General features: G+C 55.1%; 15 protein-coding genes and 1 pseudogene. 8 read left to right on the top strand and 8 right to left on the bottom strand.

Going from position 1 to position 19,602, the window contains the following annotated elements:
* Position 1 precedes the first annotated feature (1 nt).
* A complete protein-coding gene (locus QUD59_RS15825) occupies positions 2-703 on the top strand; it encodes an ABC transporter ATP-binding protein (RefSeq protein WP_286241045.1) in 702 nt (233 codons plus the stop codon).
* A 69-nt stretch (positions 704-772) separates the two neighbouring features.
* Here QUD59_RS15825 and QUD59_RS15820 read toward each other — a convergent pair whose 3' ends face one another.
* From QUD59_RS15820 to QUD59_RS15800, 5 genes and pseudogenes are all read right to left on the bottom strand, one after another.
* A complete protein-coding gene (locus tag QUD59_RS15820; RefSeq protein WP_286238156.1) occupies positions 773-1,582 on the bottom strand; it encodes an AraC family transcriptional regulator in 810 nt (269 codons plus the stop codon).
* A 21-nt stretch (positions 1,583-1,603) separates the two neighbouring features.
* Positions 1,604-2,689: a threonine aldolase family protein gene (locus QUD59_RS15815; RefSeq protein WP_286238155.1), complete on the bottom strand. Its 1,086-nt coding sequence runs from the start codon at positions 2,687-2,689 to the stop codon at positions 1,604-1,606.
* 71 nt (positions 2,690-2,760) lie between these two features.
* Positions 2,761-3,477, bottom strand: a complete 717-nt coding sequence (locus QUD59_RS15810) for a 3'-5' exonuclease (RefSeq protein WP_286238154.1) — start codon at positions 3,475-3,477, stop codon at positions 2,761-2,763.
* 17 nt (positions 3,478-3,494) lie between these two features.
* The gene (locus QUD59_RS15805) at positions 3,495-5,372 is read right to left on the bottom strand and encodes a DUF294 nucleotidyltransferase-like domain-containing protein (protein WP_286238152.1); all 1,878 of its coding nucleotides are present in this window, start codon (positions 5,370-5,372) and stop codon (positions 3,495-3,497) included.
* 175 nt (positions 5,373-5,547) lie between these two features.
* Positions 5,548-7,121, bottom strand: a pseudogene (locus tag QUD59_RS15800) (BCCT family transporter).
* Between the two features lie 517 nt (positions 7,122-7,638).
* Here QUD59_RS15800 and QUD59_RS15795 point away from each other — a divergent pair.
* The 7 genes from QUD59_RS15795 to QUD59_RS15765 all read left to right on the top strand — a co-directional run bounded on the left by QUD59_RS15795 (position 7,639) and on the right by QUD59_RS15765 (position 13,883).
* Positions 7,639-8,427 carry a putative hydro-lyase gene (locus QUD59_RS15795; RefSeq protein WP_286238150.1) on the top strand — a complete coding sequence of 263 codons (789 nt, stop codon included), beginning with the start codon at positions 7,639-7,641 and terminating at the stop codon, positions 8,425-8,427.
* A gap of 9 nt (positions 8,428-8,436) precedes the next feature.
* Positions 8,437-9,168 (top strand): 5-oxoprolinase subunit PxpA, encoded by a 732-nt coding sequence (locus QUD59_RS15790; RefSeq protein ID WP_286238149.1) that lies wholly within the window; start codon positions 8,437-8,439, stop codon positions 9,166-9,168.
* Positions 9,168-9,845: a 5-oxoprolinase subunit PxpB gene (gene pxpB, locus QUD59_RS15785; RefSeq protein ID WP_286238148.1), complete on the top strand. Its 678-nt coding sequence runs from the start codon at positions 9,168-9,170 to the stop codon at positions 9,843-9,845. The genes QUD59_RS15790 and pxpB overlap by 1 nt, the downstream gene beginning before the upstream one ends.
* Positions 9,842-10,780, top strand: a complete 939-nt coding sequence (locus QUD59_RS15780) for a 5-oxoprolinase subunit C family protein (RefSeq protein ID WP_286238147.1) — start codon at positions 9,842-9,844, stop codon at positions 10,778-10,780. Before pxpB ends, QUD59_RS15780 begins: the two co-directional genes overlap by 4 nt.
* 62 nt (positions 10,781-10,842) lie before the next feature.
* Positions 10,843-11,691 (top strand): DUF4392 domain-containing protein, encoded by an 849-nt coding sequence (locus tag QUD59_RS15775; RefSeq protein ID WP_286238146.1) that lies wholly within the window; start codon positions 10,843-10,845, stop codon positions 11,689-11,691.
* Positions 11,692-11,793: 102 nt separating this feature from the next.
* Entirely contained in the window at positions 11,794-12,669 is an 876-nt protein-coding gene (locus QUD59_RS15770) for a LysR family transcriptional regulator (protein ID WP_286238145.1), read from the top strand.
* A gap of 350 nt (positions 12,670-13,019) precedes the next feature.
* Complete coding sequence (locus tag QUD59_RS15765) at positions 13,020-13,883, top strand: aminotransferase class IV (protein ID WP_286238144.1); 864 nt, start codon at positions 13,020-13,022, stop codon at positions 13,881-13,883.
* 75 nt (positions 13,884-13,958) lie between these two features.
* Here the strand turns inward: QUD59_RS15765 and QUD59_RS15760 are convergent, their stop codons facing one another.
* The 3 genes from QUD59_RS15760 to QUD59_RS15750 form a co-directional block, all read right to left on the bottom strand.
* Positions 13,959-14,222, bottom strand: a complete 264-nt coding sequence (locus QUD59_RS15760; RefSeq protein WP_286241044.1) for a Txe/YoeB family addiction module toxin — start codon at positions 14,220-14,222, stop codon at positions 13,959-13,961.
* A complete protein-coding gene (locus tag QUD59_RS15755; RefSeq protein WP_286238143.1) occupies positions 14,219-14,461 on the bottom strand; it encodes a type II toxin-antitoxin system Phd/YefM family antitoxin in 243 nt (80 codons plus the stop codon). The genes QUD59_RS15760 and QUD59_RS15755 overlap by 4 nt, the downstream gene beginning before the upstream one ends.
* Before the next feature lie 197 nt (positions 14,462-14,658).
* Positions 14,659-19,479 carry an NAD-glutamate dehydrogenase gene (locus QUD59_RS15750; RefSeq protein ID WP_286238141.1) on the bottom strand — a complete coding sequence of 1,607 codons (4,821 nt, stop codon included), beginning with the start codon at positions 19,477-19,479 and terminating at the stop codon, positions 14,659-14,661.
* Between the last annotated feature and the right edge of the window lie 123 nt (positions 19,480-19,602).

The following is a 19,602-nucleotide window of genomic DNA, read 5'->3' as shown; positions in this document are numbered from 1 at the left end:
GATGCTGAGCGTAAACAAGGTTAATACCCATTACGGCCAGATTCAGGCGCTGCACGACATCTCTCTGGAAGTGAATCCGGGCGAAATCGTCACCCTGATCGGCGCCAATGGTGCAGGTAAAACCACCCTGATGATGACCATCTGCGGTGATCCACAGGCCTCCTCCGGCACCATCACTTTTGATGGCGAAGAGATTACCGGCCTGCACACCCCGGAGATTATGCGTAAAGGTCTGGCCATTGTGCCGGAAGGCCGGCGTGTATTCAGCGGCATGACCGTGGAAGAAAACCTGTACATGGGTTCCTACTTCCGCGATAAGGCCGATGCCAAAGCCACTGCCGATCACGTACTGGAGCTGTTTCCCCGTCTGGGCGAGCGCTTTAACCAGCGCGCTGGCACCATGTCCGGTGGTGAGCAGCAGATGCTGGCGATCGGCCGGGCAATGATGTCGAAGCCGCGCATGATCCTGCTCGATGAGCCATCACTGGGTCTGGCACCGATCATCATCCAGCAGATTTTCGACATTATCGAAAAGCTGCGTGATGAGGGCGTAACCATCTTTCTGGTGGAACAGAACGCCAACCAGGCACTGCGAATCGCCGATCGTGGCTACGTTCTGGAAAACGGCCGCGTGGTTATGGAAGACAGCGGCGCTGCGCTTCTGGTCAATGACGATGTGCGTAAAGCCTATCTGGGCGGCTGATCACTTCAGCTTGCTGATCAACCGGCCTTCACGGCCGGTTTTTTATGCCTGCCGTTAACAGCCGTACCGTTAATAATGCGAAGGGGCCACCCCGTAGGCCTGACGAAAAGCGCGGTTAAAATGGCTCTGATCATAAAAGCCCACATCAGCCGCTACGTTTGCAATCATCTGCCCCGGCTGACGCAGCAAAGCGCAAGCCTGCTCCAGCCGGAACCGGGTCAGCCAGGCATGCGGTGTCAATCCTACCCGCTTCTCAAAGCGGCGCAGAAACTGATACCGGCTCAGACCACACAAACCGGCCAGCGCCTCAAGACTGACCTTATCCGCCAGGTGTTCGCGACAATACTCCTGAACCCGCTGCCAGTCGGGTTCGGACAACTGCCCCTTAAGCGACTGAGCACGTAGCGGCGTCAGTTGCGGTAACAACTGCTGCAGAATCGACAGCCACTGCTGCTCCACCCCCAGTACAGACAACGAACCCTGATGGCTGATCATGGTGTAGAGTTGCTGCAACCGGACCGACAACTGCGGGCTTTCAACGACACTGGCAGCAAACGACAGCTCACCGCCACGCTGAAATATCTCTGCAAACTCTCTCTGCATCATTGCCTCAGAGATGCGGAAAGTTTTCAGCCGGTAGGGACGAGCCTGATGCGAAGCTCCATCATGCACCTGACCCGGCGGCATAATTGCCACCCGCCCCGGCCCGAGCAGTTCAGACTGACCACGGCATGACTGTTTCTGCACCCCGTCCACCACCAGCCCGATATGGTAATCAAGATGATAATGGGGATTAAAACAGTGATCGTGATAGCGGGCCTCGGCCAGAATCAGCTCCGGCGTATCCGCTACCCTGTGGTACTGCACTTCTGCGTTCAAAATCCGGCCTCAGATACCCGTTCAGGAGCTGCCCAGTATAGCCTGATTATCAAACCAGCACCTACAGGCTTCAACCAGCGCCGTAACCTCCTCCTCCCGGGTCATAAACGAGGTCACCAGACGCACGACGCCAGGCGCCCAACGGTCAGAATAGAACTGGAACCCCTGCTCAATCAGGGCAGCACTCAACGCCTGCGGCATCTTGCAGAAAAGGATATTCGCCGCCACCTCACCACACAGCTCAATCCCCTCAATAGCGCCCAGCTCAGCCCCGAGGCGGGCGGCCATCGCATTACTGTGGCGGGCATTATTCAGCCATAGATCCTCTTCCAGATACGCCAGCATCTGTGCTGACATAAAACGCATCTTTGAGAACAGGTGGCCCGCCCGCTTGCGTCGATAACCCATCTCCTGAGCCAGCCCGGCATCGAACAACAGAATCGCTTCTGCCGCCAGTACACCGTTTTTAGTCGCGCCGAATGAAAGCGCATCTACGCCCAGCTTCCAGGTCATCTCCGCCGGCGTGCAGTCCAGTGCAACCAGCGCATTGGCAAAGCGTGCGCCATCCATATGCAGGCGCAGCCCGTGCTCCCGGCACACGCCGCTGATCTGCTGTAACTCATCTAAGGTGTAAACACTGCCGGTTTCTGTTGCCTGAGTAACACTGACCACCGCAGGCTGAACCGAATGCACATCCTGTTTTTTTACTCCGGCACGCAGGGCCAGTTGCTGCGGGTCGATTTTAGAATCGGCACCGCCAATCCCGATGATCTTCGCGCCGTGGGTATAAAACTCTGGCGCACCGCATTCATCGTTATTGATATGACTGTCAGGGTGGCACAATACCGCACCCCAGGGAGGGCACAGCACACTCAGGCTCAGCGCATTGGCTGCGGTACCGGTCGGCACAAGAAACAATGATACATCACACTCAAACAGTGCCGACAAACGGGCTTCACACGCAGCGGTATAGTCATCATGCCCATAGGGCGCAGCCATGCCACTGTTGCAATCCTGCAATGCCTGCAGGATCTGAGGCTGAACACCCGTTACATTATCACTGCTGAAACTGATCGGCCGGGACAGCCGTTGATTGGTCGCCAACATCGGATTCTCCTTCATCAATCCGCGTCAGTATGCCCGGTTACGATAACCGCTGCCTTGTAAAAAATTGCAATTTACAGCCACAGCTCTGAGATCGGCGTATCCGCGGAGAAATGATAGCGAATCTGCGCCTGCAGCAACTCCGCAGTTGCCAGCGCATCCGCCAGCGCATCATGCAGCGGATACTGCGGCAGGTGATACCGGCTACGGCTGTCAGCCAGACGGATCGAGGCCGGTTTACGCCCAAAAAAGCGCCGCAGACCAGCACTGAAACCCTGCCGGTGCTGGCGCGCTTCAATTTCCATGGTATCAACCAGCGGGAAACAGATGCCTTCGCCCACCCTGCGCTGCAAAGCCGCATTCAGGAAAGTTCGCTCCAGAGTGTGATAATGTACCACCGCGACCCGCCCCGCCAGCGCCTCCAGCAAGGGGGCCAGCCGTTCTGAAAGATCCGGCGCTCCGGCGATATCCGAGTGGGTAATTCCATGGATCACCACCGAATCCTCGGCCAGCGCCTTACGGGGTGTCAGCAACCAGTGACGTGCCTCTCGCAGACGAATACGCTGCAGATCAAATGGAACTAAGCCAATGCTGACAATTTCGTCCCGGGCGAAATCCAGACCGGTGGTCTCAAAATCCAGCGCCACAAAGGGCACCTCAGCCAGAGGGGTATCTGCGGCAATCACACCATTGGCATAAAACAGTTGCAACCGGGGGTCTGCGACAGAGAGCGCCTGCTCTCTGAAGAACAGGTTCCAGTCATCCGGGGCGCGCATGTTACTTTCAGGCATCGTGCTCTCCGGTCGGGTTATTTACGTGTCTGGGGGTATCGGAATTTGAGAAAACGCTGACTGTTACTCAGCACCTGAAACGCCTCTTTCAGATTACGTCGCTCGAAATCCGAGAGATTTTCAGGCTCGATATTATTATCCGGTTCCCTGCCCTCCTGAATATCCAGCGCCTGATGCCGGATTCTCACCATGGCAATAAATTCCAGCGCATCCCGCAGATCCGCCTCACGGCCTTTTGGCAGCAGATTGGCTTCAGCAATATCATCCAGACGTTCGAAAGAGTTCTGCGCGCGAGAGCCTACCGCCAGCGCATGCACACGGATCAGATCTGCTGTCGGTGCCGTTCCGCGCCGTTTCAGGTTGATCGAGTTACGATGCTGGCCATCCTGCTCCATGACAAAGCTTTTAAAGAAACCCAGTGGCGGCGTCCGGTTCAGCGCATTACGCGCCATGCAGGCGAGAAAATAAGGAGATCGGCCCGCCCGCCGCAGAATACCGGCGTTCAGCTTATCCGCCCACTCGGTCTTACCCCAGACCCCTTCCAGATCGAAAAAGATCGAACAGTGCAGCAACGCCTCCGGGTCCGGGTTATCGATCCAGTCGGCAAAACAGGCATCCCACTCAGAACGGGTCTTACGCCATTGCGGGTTTGTGGCCATGATATCGCCATTGCAATAGCTATAGCCGCAGGCATTCAGGCCGTCGCTGACAAACTCAGCCAGCCGGGCAAAATACTCTCCGTGTAAATCGGGCTGATAGCGATCATCCAGAATCAGTGCATTATCCTGATCCGTCACCACCAGTTGCTCATCCCGTGCCATTGAGCCCAGCGCGAGAAAACAGTAAGGCAAAGGTGGCGCGCCCAGCGCTTCTTCTGCCAGCTCCAGCAGACGCTGCTTAAAACTGCGCCCGATCACCGACATGGCACTGCCGATCATATGCGAGTTGGCATCTTCATTGACCATTCTTACAAAGCAGGCCTGCACTTCAGGCACCAGTTGCGCCAGCTCCTCTACACTCTGCTGGCGCATAATGTTGCTCACCATATAGAGGCTGTTCTGGGATTCATAGCGAACAATATCCGACGTCACCAGCACCCCGATCGGGCGCTGCTTTTCGATAATCGGCAGGTGATGCAGGTTAAACCGCAACATGGTCAGCATCGCCTCAAAGGCATAAGCATCATCATCCAGTGTCACCGGATCACGGGTCATTACTTCACTGACCGGCGTTTCCAGATCAAGCCCGGTTGCCACCACCCGGTTACGCAGGTCCCTGTCGGAGATAATGCCAGCCAGCAAAGGCTCGATGGAGCTTTCATCCCACTCTGATCGCATGATCAACAGTGAGGAAACCGATTCTGCCGACATTTTCTGGGCGGCTTCTCGTACTGTCGCGGTATCATCCAGCGCAACCGGTTCACGGCTGATCAGCGCAGTGACCTTGGATACCATCAGGTCATTACTCTCTTTCTGGGTCGATACCGCCCGGCTGAGCGCACTTTTTTCGTCCATTTCGACGTAATAGGCAAAGTGCTCGTAGTTATCACAAAGCTCAGTAAACAGGCTCTCTGGTAAGAAGTAGATCAGCGAATCTTCCAGCGCACGCGCCGGAAGACGAACCCGATTATTCATCAGCAAGCCCAGTTGCCCAAACAGATCGCCTTCACTTAAACGGTTATACAACTCGCCATTTCGGCGGTAGATCTCAACCGCACCGCTGCGAATGATACACAGATCATGAATTTCGGAACCAAACTCAAGAATCTGACTGCCGGCACGGTAATAGGCGATCTCCAGTTGGCAGGCGATCTCATTGACCACCGCTTCCGGTAGCTCATCAAAGGGGGGAAACTGTGCCAGAAAGCCAGCGATCTCAACTTGTTCTGCGTGCATATTGCTCCATCCTCCACAGAAATGATCTCGCTGCAGAGGTTCGATAATTTATTTAGTTAATCTAAATATTTTTCTTATCAAACCAGCGTTATAAAGCCAACCGGGCTCTAACCCTATTGCCTTGTCACGCTTTAAAAGACACAAGCCGGTCAGGGACCGGCTTGAACGACAGGACTCAGAGTTCGGTCTTGAGACCCTTATAGATACTGAAACACATCAGCAACAGGATAACGGTGAACGGCAAGCCCGTCGTGATCGCACCGGCCTGCAGTGCAGTCAGCGCTTCAGCACCGCCCCCAAACAGCAGCACCCCGGCAATCAGGCCTTCCATCGTCGCCCAGAAAATACGCTGCGGAACAGGCGTATCCACTTTACCACCCGCCGTGATTGAATCGATCACCAGCGAACCGGAGTCTGAGGACGTAATAAAGAACACCAGCACCAGCAGAATCGCCAGCGCCGCAGTCAGTTCAACAAATGGCAGGTTCTCCAGCATCTGGAACATAGCTGAGGATACTTCACCCAGACCATTACTCAACTGACCTACACCGCCCTGTACCTGATCCAGCGCCAGACCACCAAAAGCCGACATCCAGACCGCAGAAACCAGCGTTGGCACCAGCAGTACCGCAATCATAAATTCACGAACCGTGCGCCCCTTGGATACCCGGGCAATAAACATACCGACAAAAGGCGACCAGGAAACCCACCAGGCCCAGTAAAACACCGTCCAGCCGGTATAGAACTTCTCATCTTCACGGCCAACCCAGTTACTCAGCGGTACAATATCCGTGGCATACGCGGTTACCGTTGTGAAAAAATTGCCGAAGAAACCGCTGACAGAACCGGCCAGAATTACAAATATCAGCAGGGCTGCAGCCACCAGCATATTGATGTTACTCAGCACCTTAACACCACCCTCAAGGCCACGAACAACGGAGAACACGGCAATTGAAGTCACGCCGACAATAATGCCGATCTGAGTAGAAATGTTATTCTCAATGCCAAACAGGAAGTTGAGACCACCCGCAGCCTGTGAAGCCCCCAGCCCCAGCGAAGTCGCCAGACCAAAGATCGTCGCCAGCACCGCAATAATATCGATAACATGACCGATCGGCCCCCAGCAGCGCTCGCCGAGAATAGGATAGAAAGCTGATCGGATGGTCAGCGGAAGCCCTTTGTTATAGGTGAAAAAGCCCAATGCCAGCGCCACGACACCGTAGATAGCCCAGGGGTGCAGCCCCCAGTGGAACATCGTAGCCCCCATCGCTGCAGCAGCCGCTTCGGGGTGTTCGCCGCCACGTTCAGAGGCGTGCCCCACCAGTCGGTATAGTAAGCCACCGGCTCAGCAACACTCCAGAACATCAGGCCGATACCCATACCTGCCGCAAACAACATGGAGAACCAGGAAAGCGTCGAGAACTCTGCCTGACTGTCCGCACCACCAAGACGCACCTTACCTACCGGCAAAAGAATCAGCAGCAGGCAGAACAGAACAAATACATTGCCGCCAATCATAAACAGCCAGTCGAAGGTTTCGATTGACCAGGTACGCGCCCCGACCAGAATCTCTTTAGCCTGCGCGGGGAAAATCAGCGCCAGAACGATAAAGGTGACAACGGCTATCGCACTGGTGGTAAAAACCGGGTTATGAACATCCATACCCAGCACCTGAACATTATCCTGTCCGGCTTTATAGTCAGAGGTATACTCTGACGACTTATGGCGTTTTCTGGCCATCTCCGTCATAAAATTGCTCCATGGTTTTGCACTTGTGGTATTACTTTGAATAATTAATATTTTGCAATACTAACAAAGTAGCAGATAAAACCCCAACCAACCCGCCCCCGGCAGCCCGCCTCCCGGCCTTACAATCAGACCTTCCAAAGACATGATAACCCCCAGCCTGCACTGATAACCCCACTGCCGATTCGCGCCATCGTTAGCCGCCAGGCCGGCCGCAGAGACAAATCCGGTAATGACCTTAGCCAACCACTGATAACAAAAAATTATCAGATGAAGCAAAAATAAATCATTAGACAGATTAACAGCCCCTGTTAGATGATCGGTTAATCACACTTTTTTATTAGAGAAGCGGCCAACCAGAGCAGTTAATGCGCTGCACACCCTTTTCATGCAGAGGCGGAACGCGGTTCACAGGCTCCTCAGTTCTGCAGAAATCTGGGATATCAGGCGAGAGCTTCTATTATCAATACTACTGCGCACACAAGCGCTATAGCCTGAGCAACATAGATAAGGCGCGATTATGGATTTAAATCTGACACCTCGTGAAATTCGCCAGCAGATTCGCAGCGGCGAGTTCAGCACCAACACTTCCGGTCTGGCCCAGGGCTTTGTCCAGGGTAATCTGGCGATCATGCCAAAAGAGTGGGCTAACGATTTCCTGTTGTTCTGCCAGCAGAACCCTAAACCCTGCCCAATTGTCGGCATGTCCCGCGAGCCCGGTGACTTTATGCTGCCTGATCTGGGCGAAGATATTGATATCCGTTCCGATGTACCCAAATACCGGATCTACGAAAACGGCGAACTGATCCGTGAGCTGAATGATGTAAAAGAGGTTTGGCGCGACGATCTGGTGACCTTCGTCCTTGGTTGCTCCTTCTCCTTCGAAGAAGCGCTGATCGCTGACGGTCTGGAAGTCCGTAACATTACTGAAGGCGTCAACGTACCGATGTACCGCACCAACATCGCCTGCAAACCTGCGGGCCGTTTCAGTGGTAACACTGTGGTCAGTATGCGTCCGATGAAAGCCGCCGACGCGATCCGTGCCATCCAGATCTGCACCCGCTTCCCGTCAGTCCACGGCGCGCCTCTGCATCTGGGCGATCCGGCGGAGATTGGCATCAGCGACATTAACACACCGGATTTTGGTGATGCTGTCACCATCAAGCCGGGTGAACTGCCTGTCTTCTGGGCCTGCGGCGTCACCCCGCAAGCAGCGATTGAACAGGCCAAACCTCCATTCTGCATCACCCACAGCCCGGGCCACATGCTGGTTACCGATCTGCCAAACAGCCGTCTGGCTATTCTGTAAGGAGGAAGCATGTCTCTACGTTTAAATTGTGATCTGGGTGAAAGCTTCGGTTCCTGGAAAATGGGTCTGGATGAAGCGGTTATGCCGCATATCGATCAGGCCAACATCGCCTGCGGTTTCCACGCCGGCGATCCACTGGTCATGCAGAAAACCCTGACTCTGGCAAAACAGAATAACGTCACCGTTGGTGCGCACCCGGGTTATCCGGATCTGGTTGGATTTGGCCGTCGCAGCATCAAAGCCAGCGCCGCTGAAATCAAAGCAATGCTGCAATACCAGATCGCGGCCATGGATGGCATGGCCGCGTCACAGGGGCTGACACTGGAATACGTAAAGCCCCATGGCGCAATGTACAACGACATGATGGCCAACGCAGAGGTGCGCAGCGCTATTATGCAGGGTATTGCCGAATATCACCGCCCACTGGTGCTGATGCTGCAGAGCACACCTCAGGCGGAAGAACATCTGGCCGAAGCCGAACAGGCGGGTATCAGCCTGTGGTTCGAAATCTTCGCCGACCGCTGCTATGACGATGACGGCAAACTGCTGGCGCGCACCAAACCGGGTGCTGTCCACAGCAAAGAGAAGATGCTGGCTCAGGTTAAACAACTGCAGGAACAGGGTACGGTGACAACGGTCAGCGGTCACACCCTGAACCTGCGTGCAGACACCCTCTGCGTTCACGGAGACAACATGGACGGCGTTAACGCCATTCAGGAGATACGGGAGCTGATCAGCTAATGCGGGTTGAAGTAGCGGGCGAAAACGCCCTGATTATCTATTTTGGCGAGCAGACTGACCCGCGGGTTTCAGCCCAGGTGCAACAGGCGGTCACCATGCTGGAAACCGAGCTGGCCGATTGCCTGATCGATATGGTGCCCTCCTACGCCTCCCTGCTGGTGATTTTCGATATGCTGGCCTGCGACCACCTGCATGTGCGCAGCAAAATCCGCGCACTGCTCGGTCAGCTGGATCAGGCAAGCGCAAGCGAAGGCGTGCTGGTTACCCTGCCCGCCTATTACAGCACAGAATCCGGCCCGGATCTGGAAGCACTGGCGGAACGCGCCCAACTGAGCACGGATGAAGTGATTAAGATTCACAGCGAGATGGAGTACCGGGTCTATGCCATCGGCTTTGCTCCGGGCTTCGCTTATCTGGGTGAAGTGGATCCACGCATCGCCGCTCCCCGTCTGGCCACGCCGCGACAGAAAGTACCTCGTGGTGCTGTTGCTATAGCCGACCGCCAGACGGCTGTTTATCCGGCCGTCTCCCCCGGTGGCTGGAACCTGATTGGCCTCTGCCCGACCCGTATGTTTGATCCCGCAGCCACCCCGACCATGCCGGTTCAGGTGGGTGACCGGGTTAAGTTCCGGCCGATCACCCGGGACGAGTTCCTTGAACTGGGAGGTGAGCTATGAGCGGCTTTAAAGTACTCCAGCCCGGCCTGCTGACCCTGATTCAGGATGCCGGTCGTTACGGTCACCACCGTATTGGCCTGACCACAGGCGGCCCGCTGGACGCAGAGGCGTTTAAATGGGCCAACCGTCTGGTCGATAACCCGCTGCACAGCACCGCACTGGAGATCAGTATCGGCGGACTGGTACTGGAATCCCAGGTCAACACCTGTCTGGTCCTGACCGGTGCCGAGATGCCGTTGAAAATTAACGGCGTTGAGCAGGATCGCTGGCACGCTCATCAGGTACGCGAAGGCGACCGGATCGAGGTCGGCTTTTCCAGCTCCGGCGCACGCGCCTATCTGGCTGTCAGCGGCGGCTTTCATGTGGAGCACATGTTCTCCAGCAGCGCGACCGTAACCCGTGAAGCGCTGGGTGGCCTCAGCGGTGAAAAGCTGCAGCAGGGCGACTACCTGAGTTGCGCAGAGATCACTGAGCGCAAAGCATTCCGGCTCGCCGAGCAACACCGTCCGACCTACAGCGACGATATCAGCCTGAGGGTGATCACCGGATACCAGCAACAGGCCTTCAGTGATCTGGACAAACGACGCTTCTTCAGCAGCGAGTATGAGGTAACCGATCGTGCCGACCGCATGGGCTACCGCCTCTCCGGGCCGGAAGTCAACGCCTCGGTCGATGGCATTCTTTCTGAGGGCATCTGTCACGGAGCCATCCAGATTCCGGCGGATGGCCAGCCTATTGTCCTGCTGAATGACCGCCAGACCATTGGCGGCTATCCGAAGATCGGCTCCATGATCGCTCAGGACACGGCACGTATGGCACAACGCCTGCCGGGTGCAAAAGTGTCGTTTGAAGAGATCACCATTGATGATGCCCACAATCTGCACTGTCTGGCGCACGTCAAATTCCAGCGCACCGAACCCGATTCGGTTGATTAACAACAGCGCTCAAGAATAACGCTTCGCTGGCCCCGCCGGCGAATATACAAGTGGAAAATTATATGCAGACGCAAATTAACGAAGCAGAACTGAGTAAGCAGATTGAAGACCTGCTGGTAGCCCGCAACCTGCGGGGCATGAAAACCGTGCAGCCCGCATTGTCTCCCGGCTACTACCTGCGCGCAGCGCGCATCCTGAACAAATGCAAAGGCCATGTACTGATCGGCACCGGTTTCCCGGTAGTCGACACCTTTGAAACCGATGGCCCGGTGGGTGCGATTGCGCTTTACAATGCACTGGAAGCACTGGGCGCAACACCGGTTATCGTCTGCGGCCCGCCGGTCTCTCAGGCACTGATGGATGACTACCGGGTACACGAGATCCGTGTTGGTGAACATCAGGAACGGACTCTGGAAGCATTCCAGGCGCTGTACCACTACAACCCGGATGCCGTTCTCTCTATCGAGCGCCCGGGTCAGGCTGCTGATGGCGGTTACTACAACATGCGCGGCGAGAGCATCAGCGCACGTACCGCCTGTTTCGACACTTTCGTCCGCAACGCTAAGTGCCCGACGATCGGCATCGGCGACGGTGGCAACGAGATCGGCATGGGTAACATTCAGGACGCCCTGAAAGATCTGGATATCATGGCCTCAGCCACAACGGTTGATGAACTGCTGATCGCAGACGTATCCAACTGGGGCGCGTATGGCATCATCGCCCTGCTCAGCCTGTGGAACGAGCGTGATCTGCTGGATGAGATCAAGCCGATCGAAATCCTGCGCTACCTGTCTAAACTGGGCAGCGTTGATGGCGTAACCCGAATCAACGAACTGACCGAAGATGGTCTGCCGGTTGAAGAGGGCGACAGCATTATCGCCGAACTGCGCAAGCTGACTGGCTTCGCCTGATCCTCAGGGGCAGGCCTGATCGGGCCTGCCCTGCTTTGTTTCCCTTTTCCCCGCCCGGCTCTCTCGGCTATAGTGGTGCCACGCTGAACAAAAGAGCCCGATATGCGCCTGAGAAACCTGAACACCTTTGTCAAAGTTGCCCGCTTGGGTAGTTTTCATGCCGCTGCCCAGCAACTGCATACCACCCAACCCGGTGTATCTGCGCGCATCAATGCGCTTGAAGAGGAACTTGGCGTCACCCTGTTTCTGCGAGATAAAAGCGGCACCCGTCTCTCGGCCAAAGGAGTTCAGCTACTTCCCTACGCGGAGAAGATGCTGGCAATCAGCCAGGAGATGAAGGAACAGATCTGTGATCCGCAACCGCAAAAAGGCAGTATCCGCATCGGCGTCACCGACACCCTGGCCCACCTCTGGCTGACCGCCCTGCTGAAACACTGGCAGACACAACATCCGCTGATCTCCTTTGAACTCACCAGTGACGTGACCCAGCGCCTGCTCGACCAGTTGCAACAACATGAACTGGATCTGGCACTGGTCGTCGAGCACTACCACAGCCATCCGCAACTGGTGTCTGAACCCATCTGCAGCTACCCGCAAAAATGGGTGGTATCACCTGCGCTGATCGGAGATGCAAAGATTGAGAACGTTGATGATCTGGCCGGCTATCCGATTCTCAGTTTCCCGCGGGACACCAAACCCTGGGACTACTTGCAGGAGCTGTTCCGGCAGCAAACCCAGACCCCGCAGTTCCACACCTGTGGTTCGGTCACCAATCTGCTCGCACTGACCCATCAGAGTGTCGGGGTCGCCCTGCTCCCGGCCCCCCTGGTTGAAGATGCGATCGCCACCGGCGAACTCAGGGAGTTACACATCAGCACTGAACCACCCGCACTGAATTTCGCCTTCTGCTGGCGCCTGAATGATGAGCGAATTCTGCCAAAACTGCTCGCTGACAGCGGCAGAGAGATCATCACCTGATCAGGGCCTGAGCACCTCACGCACCCATTTAAAGCAGAAGATAGCCCTGTTATATACACAATATTCAGATGATAAATCTGTTTTGCAGCCTATTTCAGGATTATATCGTTAAATCTCAGGAGCTATTGCAAGCAATCCACTTTTTAAGGAAACTTCAGGCGACCAAATTTCCGGCTGTGTAACATCCCCATGATGTTGAATGCACAAACAAGCAAGCCGGAACACCATAAGCCTGGGAACTGAATTACACTTAGGCATACGCGAAACCAAACGGCCAACGCGGTCAGTCGCTGGCTGGCAGCAACACTGGCATCCGGTTTCCAAATAACACGAGTGGAAGGTAAATATCTATGAGCATCTCATACCTGAATGGCGACTACATGCCACTGGAAGAAGCACGCATCTCTCCTCTGGACCGCGGCTTCCTGTTCGGTGACGGTATCTACGAAGTGATCCCGTACTACGGTGGCAAATCTGTCGGCCTGATGCCTCACATTGAACGTATGATCAACGGCCTGGCAGCGATTGAGATCAAAAGCACCAAAACAGCAGACGAGTGGAAAACCCTGCTGGACGATCTGGTAGCACGCAACAGCGATCTGGGCGACAACCTGGGTGTATACGTTCACGTTTCCCGCGGCACCGATGTTAAGCGTTACCACGCTTACCCGGAAAATGTTGAGCCGACAATTTTTGCATTCTGCTTCAAGATCAAAGATCCGGAGCCGGTAGACCGTACACAGGTATCTCAGTACAGCCTGATCAGCACTGAAGATCTGCGCTGGCAGCGTTGCCACATCAAATCTACTGCTCTGCTGGGCAACGTCATCCACTTCCAGGAAGGCTACTCCAGCGGCAACGACGAAGCGCTGCTGTACAACGCCAAAGGCGACCTGACCGAAGGCAGCTCCTGCAACGTATTCATCGTAAAAGATGGCGTTATCGCAACACCGATTCAGGACAACCAGATTCTGCCGGGTATCACCCGCCGCATTATCATCGACAGCATCAAAGCTGACGGTTCCCTCAAGTTGGAAGAGCGTAACATCACGCTGGAAGAAGCACGCAACGCTGACGAGATCTGGATCACCAGCTCCTCCAAAGAGATCGCCCCTGTGACCAAACTGGACGGCCAGCCTGTAGGCGATGGCAAAGTAGGCGAAATCTGGGAACAGGCGTTCCGCATCTACACTGCATCTAAATTCGACTTCTGAGTTTAGACAGACCTTACAGAAAGGCCGTCAGGGAAACCTGACGGCCTTTTTTGTTGCGGCTAAAAAGATTCTGGGTTACTCATAGTGACTCCACAGCCGAAGCACCTTCACTACACGCTCGGCTTCAAGCACCTGATAGACCAACCGGTGTTGAATATTGATGCGCCGCGAGTAAGCCCCGGCCAGATCTCCAACGAGTTTTTCAAAAGGCGGCGGCTTGCGGAAAGGGTCTTCAGCCAATACCGCCAACAAAGCCTGCGCTTTCTGTTTCAGGCCCGCAGAAGCAAGCTTTTTCGCATCTTTCTGAGCGTGCCTGGTATAAACCAACGTCCATGTCACCAATCAAGGTCCTCATCGCAGTCGGCTGCCGGGGTATCCATCCCATCCCGAATCGATTCACGCATACCGGGCACAGACAGCAGATAGAGCGTTTCCTGAATCGCCGACCAGTCCTCCTCAGATACCAGCACCGCTTTATTGCGCTTACCCGTTATGTGAATAGGCTGATGTGACTCTGCGGTTTCATCAATCAGCCGGTAAAGATTACTGCGAGCTTCAGTGGCTGTAATTCCGCTCATAAACGGCCTCACATCTGTTTAAATATCATACAAATTGTACGCCTAAGCCAACGTACGTCAAGACGTACGTGAGCAATCCTTTGTCCTCTGATAATCACATGATTCAACGCCATCCAACCGCAACCCGTCGACCTATGGTTACAGCCCACAAAAAACCCGCCAGTCAGGCGGGTTTTATAATCAGGCTAACCTGACACTCATACAGCGCCTTTGGCCTGAGCCAGCTCCATCAGACCGCGGATCGCCACGGTGTAGATCGCAAAATCCTGCTGGTCGCTGTTTTTTATATCCAGCAACAGGTTCTGCCAGCGTTTCAGCAGAGCCGAGTTGGCTTCTAACCAACGATCCAGCAACGGATCGCTCTCCTGCTCGGTAGCTTCAGCCTGGGTATCCCGGGCCCGCAACACGGCGATGGTAATCGACTGCTGATGCCGGGTCAGGTCTTCACGGAAGCCGTCACGCGCCATCATCTCCCAGTGATTGGCAATCTCAAGCTGTTTGATCTGGTGATCAAACCAGTGCAGATTGAGACGATCGCTGAGACCGAAGTGGACACGGGAAACCCGATCCAGTGATTCTCCGGTTTGTTCTGACGCTTCAATCACGCTGAGCAGGGTATAGAGGCTGTCGGAGGCCGCCACGATATCTGCCAGCCCTTTCGGCACACCGACACGGGCCAGATCGGAATGCTGACCTTCCCAGCGCTCCAGATGCTCACCTTCCAGCAGATGCTCCAACTGACGACTGATCTGCTGCACAGCAGGGCGGAATTTCTCCACCGTCAGCGCCGCATTTCGCTCATTGCGCTGATGACGCATAAACCAGTAGGTTGCACGACGCATCATCCGCACCATATCGGCCATCATCTGCTGCTGCAGTTCCGCCTGAACCTGATTATCCAGTGCTTCGATATCGTTCCACAGTTGCGGAATATCAAAGACGTCACGGGCAATCACGTAGGCTGCTGCCACATCCGCACAGCTTGCGCCGCCCATCTGCATCAGCCGCTCTGCGAAAGTGATCCCCATGGTGTTAACCAGCCCGTTCGCAACCTGAGTCGCAATGATTTCGCGATGCAGACGATGCTGCTGAATCTGCGTCCGGTAATCCTTGATCAGGCGTTGCGGGAAGGCTGTCATCACCTCCTGACTGAGGTACTCATCGCCGGTAATCCAGGAGTTGATCAACTTCTCCTTCAATTCGGCCTTAACGTAGGAGATCAGCACCGACAGCTCCGGACGGGTCAGACCCAGCCCTTTGCTCTTGCGCTCCAGTAACTGATCGGAAGGCGGAATAAATTCCAGCGCCCGATCCAGCTTACCATCCGCCTCAAGACGATCGATCAGACGGATATATTCATCCATCGAACGCTTCGCCTGGGCATGCGCAATACTGATTGCCTGAGCCTGTTTGTAGTTGTTCTGCAGCACCAGATCGGCCACTTCATCGGTCATCTCACGCAACAGCGCATTACGCTGCTTAACAGTCAGATCACCGTTAGCTACCACCTCATTCAGCAGAATTTTGATGTTAACTTCATGGTCGGAGCAATCCACGCCACCGGCGTTATCAATAAAGTCGGTATTCGATTTACCGCCCTTAGCACAGAACTCCATACGGCCCTGCTGGGTAAAACCAAGGTTACCGCCCTCACCCAGCACCTTACAGCGCAGCTCGTTACCGTTAACGCGCAGGCCGTCATTCGCCTTGTCACCCACATCCGCATGGGTTTCGTGGCTGGCTTTCACATAGGTACCGATACCGCCGTTCCAGATCAGATCAACCGGTGCTTTCAGCAGTGCGTTGATCAGGTCATTCGGAGCCATACGATCCGCGCTGATCTCAAACCGCGCTTTCATTTCCGGGCTGATCTCAATCCACTTCGCAGCACGGGAGAAGATACCGCCACCGGCAGAGATCAGCTCCTGATTGTAATCTTCCCAGGTAGAACGCGGCAGTTCGAACATCCGCTTGCGCTCAACAAAACTGCTGGCTTCATCCGGATTCGGGTCGATAAAGATATGCATATGGTTAAACGCCGCGCAGAGCTGAATGTGCTCAGACAGCAGCATGCCGTTACCAAACACGTCGCCCGCCATGTCACCGATACCAATCACAGAAAACGGCTGCGTTTGCGTATCAAGGCCCAGTTCACGGAAGTGCAGCTTGACCGACTCCCAGGCACCCCGCGCTGTAATCCCCATCCCTTTATGGTCGTAGCCCTGAGAACCACCCGAGGCAAAGGCATCGCCCAGCCAGAAACCACGGCTTTCAGCAATTTCGTTCGCAATATCAGAGAAGGTGGCGGTGCCCTTATCCGCCGCTACAACAAAGTAAGGATCATCTTCATCCTGACGCACCACATCCACCGGAGGTACCACTTCACCGGCAACCAGATTATCGGTGACATCCAGCAGTGCACTGATAAAGATCTTGTAGCTGGCGATACCCTCATTCAGCCAGGCTTCCCGGCCGCCGGTAGCAGGCAGTTGCTTGGCGACGAAGCCGCCCTTTGCACCCACCGGCACAATCACCGAGTTCTTCACCTGCTGCGCTTTTACCAGACCCAGCACTTCGGTACGGTAATCCTCAAGGCGGTCAGACCAGCGCAGACCACCGCGGGCCACCTTACCACCTCGCAGATGCACACCTTCAACCCGGGCTGAGTAAACAAAGATCTCAAACATCGGCCGCGGCAGCGGAATCCCTGTGATCGCTTTCGGGCTCAGTTTGAAGGAGAAGTAATCTTTCAGCTCGCCCTGCCCGTCACGCTGGAAAAAGCTGGTACGCAAAGTAGCTTTGATCAGCTCCAGAAAACGGCGCAGAATCTGGTCTTCGTTAAGGTTATTCACCTTATCCAGCGCATCGATAATGCTGGTTTCGATCCGATCAGCCAGCGCAGCGACTTTATCACTGCTCTGACGACCCGGCTCAAATCGGGCCCGGAACAGCGCCACCAGCAGCCGTGTCACCTGAATGTGAGCAGACAGCGCACCGGCAATATACGGCTGAGAGAAACCAAAGCGGATCTGCTGACTGTAACGGGCGTAGGCACGCAGCATTGCCACCTCACGCCAGTTCAGGTTAGCGCCGATCACCAACTGGTTAAATTCATCGTTCTCGGCACGACCACTCCAGATATTGGCAAAGGCCTCCTGGAAAACATCCTGCACCTCTTCAAGTACCACCGGCTCGCCGCCACGGTAGATCAGGGTGAAGTCATGAATCCAGAACTGTGCACCATCTGCCCGACGCACCGAGTAGGGATGCTCACCCACTACCCGCATACCGAGGTTTTCCAGTACCGGAATCACATCGGACAGCACCAGCGGCTTGCCCGCATTGAACAGTTTGAAGCGCAACAGCTCGGCGCTCTGCTCCAGAACCCGGTAGAAACTCATGGTGATAGGCGTAGCCTCACCCAGCGCTTCAATCTTCTGAATATCGTAGACCGAGTTAGCCGGCGTGAAGTGTTCGCGATACGCACTGGTAAACGCGTAACGATACTGACGCAGCAAGCGGTTGCCCTGCTCTTCACCGACGGTTTCATTCAGCGCAGCAAACAGCTCCTCACTCCAGTCGCGGGAGACTTTGACCACATCATGTTCCAGCGCAGCCATATCCACCTGCGGCGGATTGTCCGGGTCGATCCGCAGCACATACTGTACCCGCGCCAGCACCGACTCGCTGAAGGTAGTCGTAAACTCAACTTCACTGGCGTTGGTCGCTTTTACCAGCAGATCCTGTACCTGCAGACGCAGCTCAGTATTGAAAATATCCCGCGGTACAAAATAGAGGAAGGTCATAAAGCGGTTACATCGATCACGACGCTGCAACAGACGCGCTTTACGCCGCTCGTTCAGGCTGAAGATCCCCATCGCGATCTCATGCAGCTCATCCTCAGTCGACAGCAGCAGCTCATCCCGGGGCAGGTCATTCATAATCTGCAGCAGGTGCTTGCCGTTATGGCTGTGCGGGTCAAAGCAGGTTCGTGCCAGTACCTGACGCGCCTTATCCCGGATCACAGGAATCGACAGCAGTGACTCGGTATAAACCGACGAGGTGTACAGACCGTGAAAACGCAGTTTGGCGATTACATTGCCCTCTGCATCAAAACGCTTGAACACAATCCGGTCCATGTAGGCCGGACGATGCACCAGCGAGTAGCGCGAGTCCTTAGAGAACATCAGCGTTGACGGTTCGAGCAGGAACTCTCGCTCCACCTCACGCAGGGAATCAATCGTGACCGTGCGCTTTTTCTTCTCCAGCTTTAAGATACCCAGCTCAGCACCGGACACCGGCACCAGCTTATCGCCTTCAACATTTACTTCATCGTAACCGAGGAAGGTGAAGTGATCGTCCAGCATCCAGCGCAGGAACGCCTGAATTTCAGTCTGATTCTGATCCTGCTCCAGCCCCTGCAGAATATCCTCTGCCCGGGCCCGCATCGCCGCATGATCACCAACCGCCGCGTGCACATGCTTAAGCACATTGGCCAGCTCACTCTGCAATGCTTTCAGGTCCGCATCATCACTGGTGCGATCCACCTCAAGGTAGATCACGGATTCGGCACTGGCCTGATCAGCATCACGCCCGACTACCGCCTTCAGCTCTTCAGCGTCACGCTGCGTCCAGATAATCGCATTGTGAATGGTATGGATCACCAGCCCTTTCAGGTTCAGGGCCATCCGCACAGAATCCACCAGGAACGGCATATCCTGCTGCAGAATTTCGATAACGGTGTGGTTGGCCCGCCAGCCATGCTGCTCCAGATCCGGGTTATACACACGAATCTTCGGTTTACCCGGCTCGAACTGCTCAAGGAACTGCCAGCACGAGAGGGTCGAACCGTAGAGGTTATCTACGCTGCGCTCTGCGAGTTCTTCCGGGGTCGCGGTTTGAAAGTAATGACGGGAAAAATCGGTCACCTGCGTGGCCACATCGGCAGGCAGTCGTTGCTGGAACATTTCGTACAAGGGTGACAGCAACTCACTGCTGTCGCAGACTCGGTCAGACATGTTGTTATTTTTTAACCTCAAATCCAGGGTTAGTTATTGGCATCCACAGCGTTTTACTGAGGACAAGCATCCATCTTCTTTACTTTTGGCCAATGGCTGACTGATCTGCCAGAGATACAGTCG

It is taken from the genome of Neptuniibacter halophilus, from assembly GCF_030295765.1.
In the GTDB taxonomy this organism is placed as follows: Bacteria; Pseudomonadota; Gammaproteobacteria; order Pseudomonadales; family Balneatricaceae; genus Neptuniibacter; species Neptuniibacter halophilus.
This window is presented reverse-complemented; position numbering and strand designations above follow the sequence as displayed.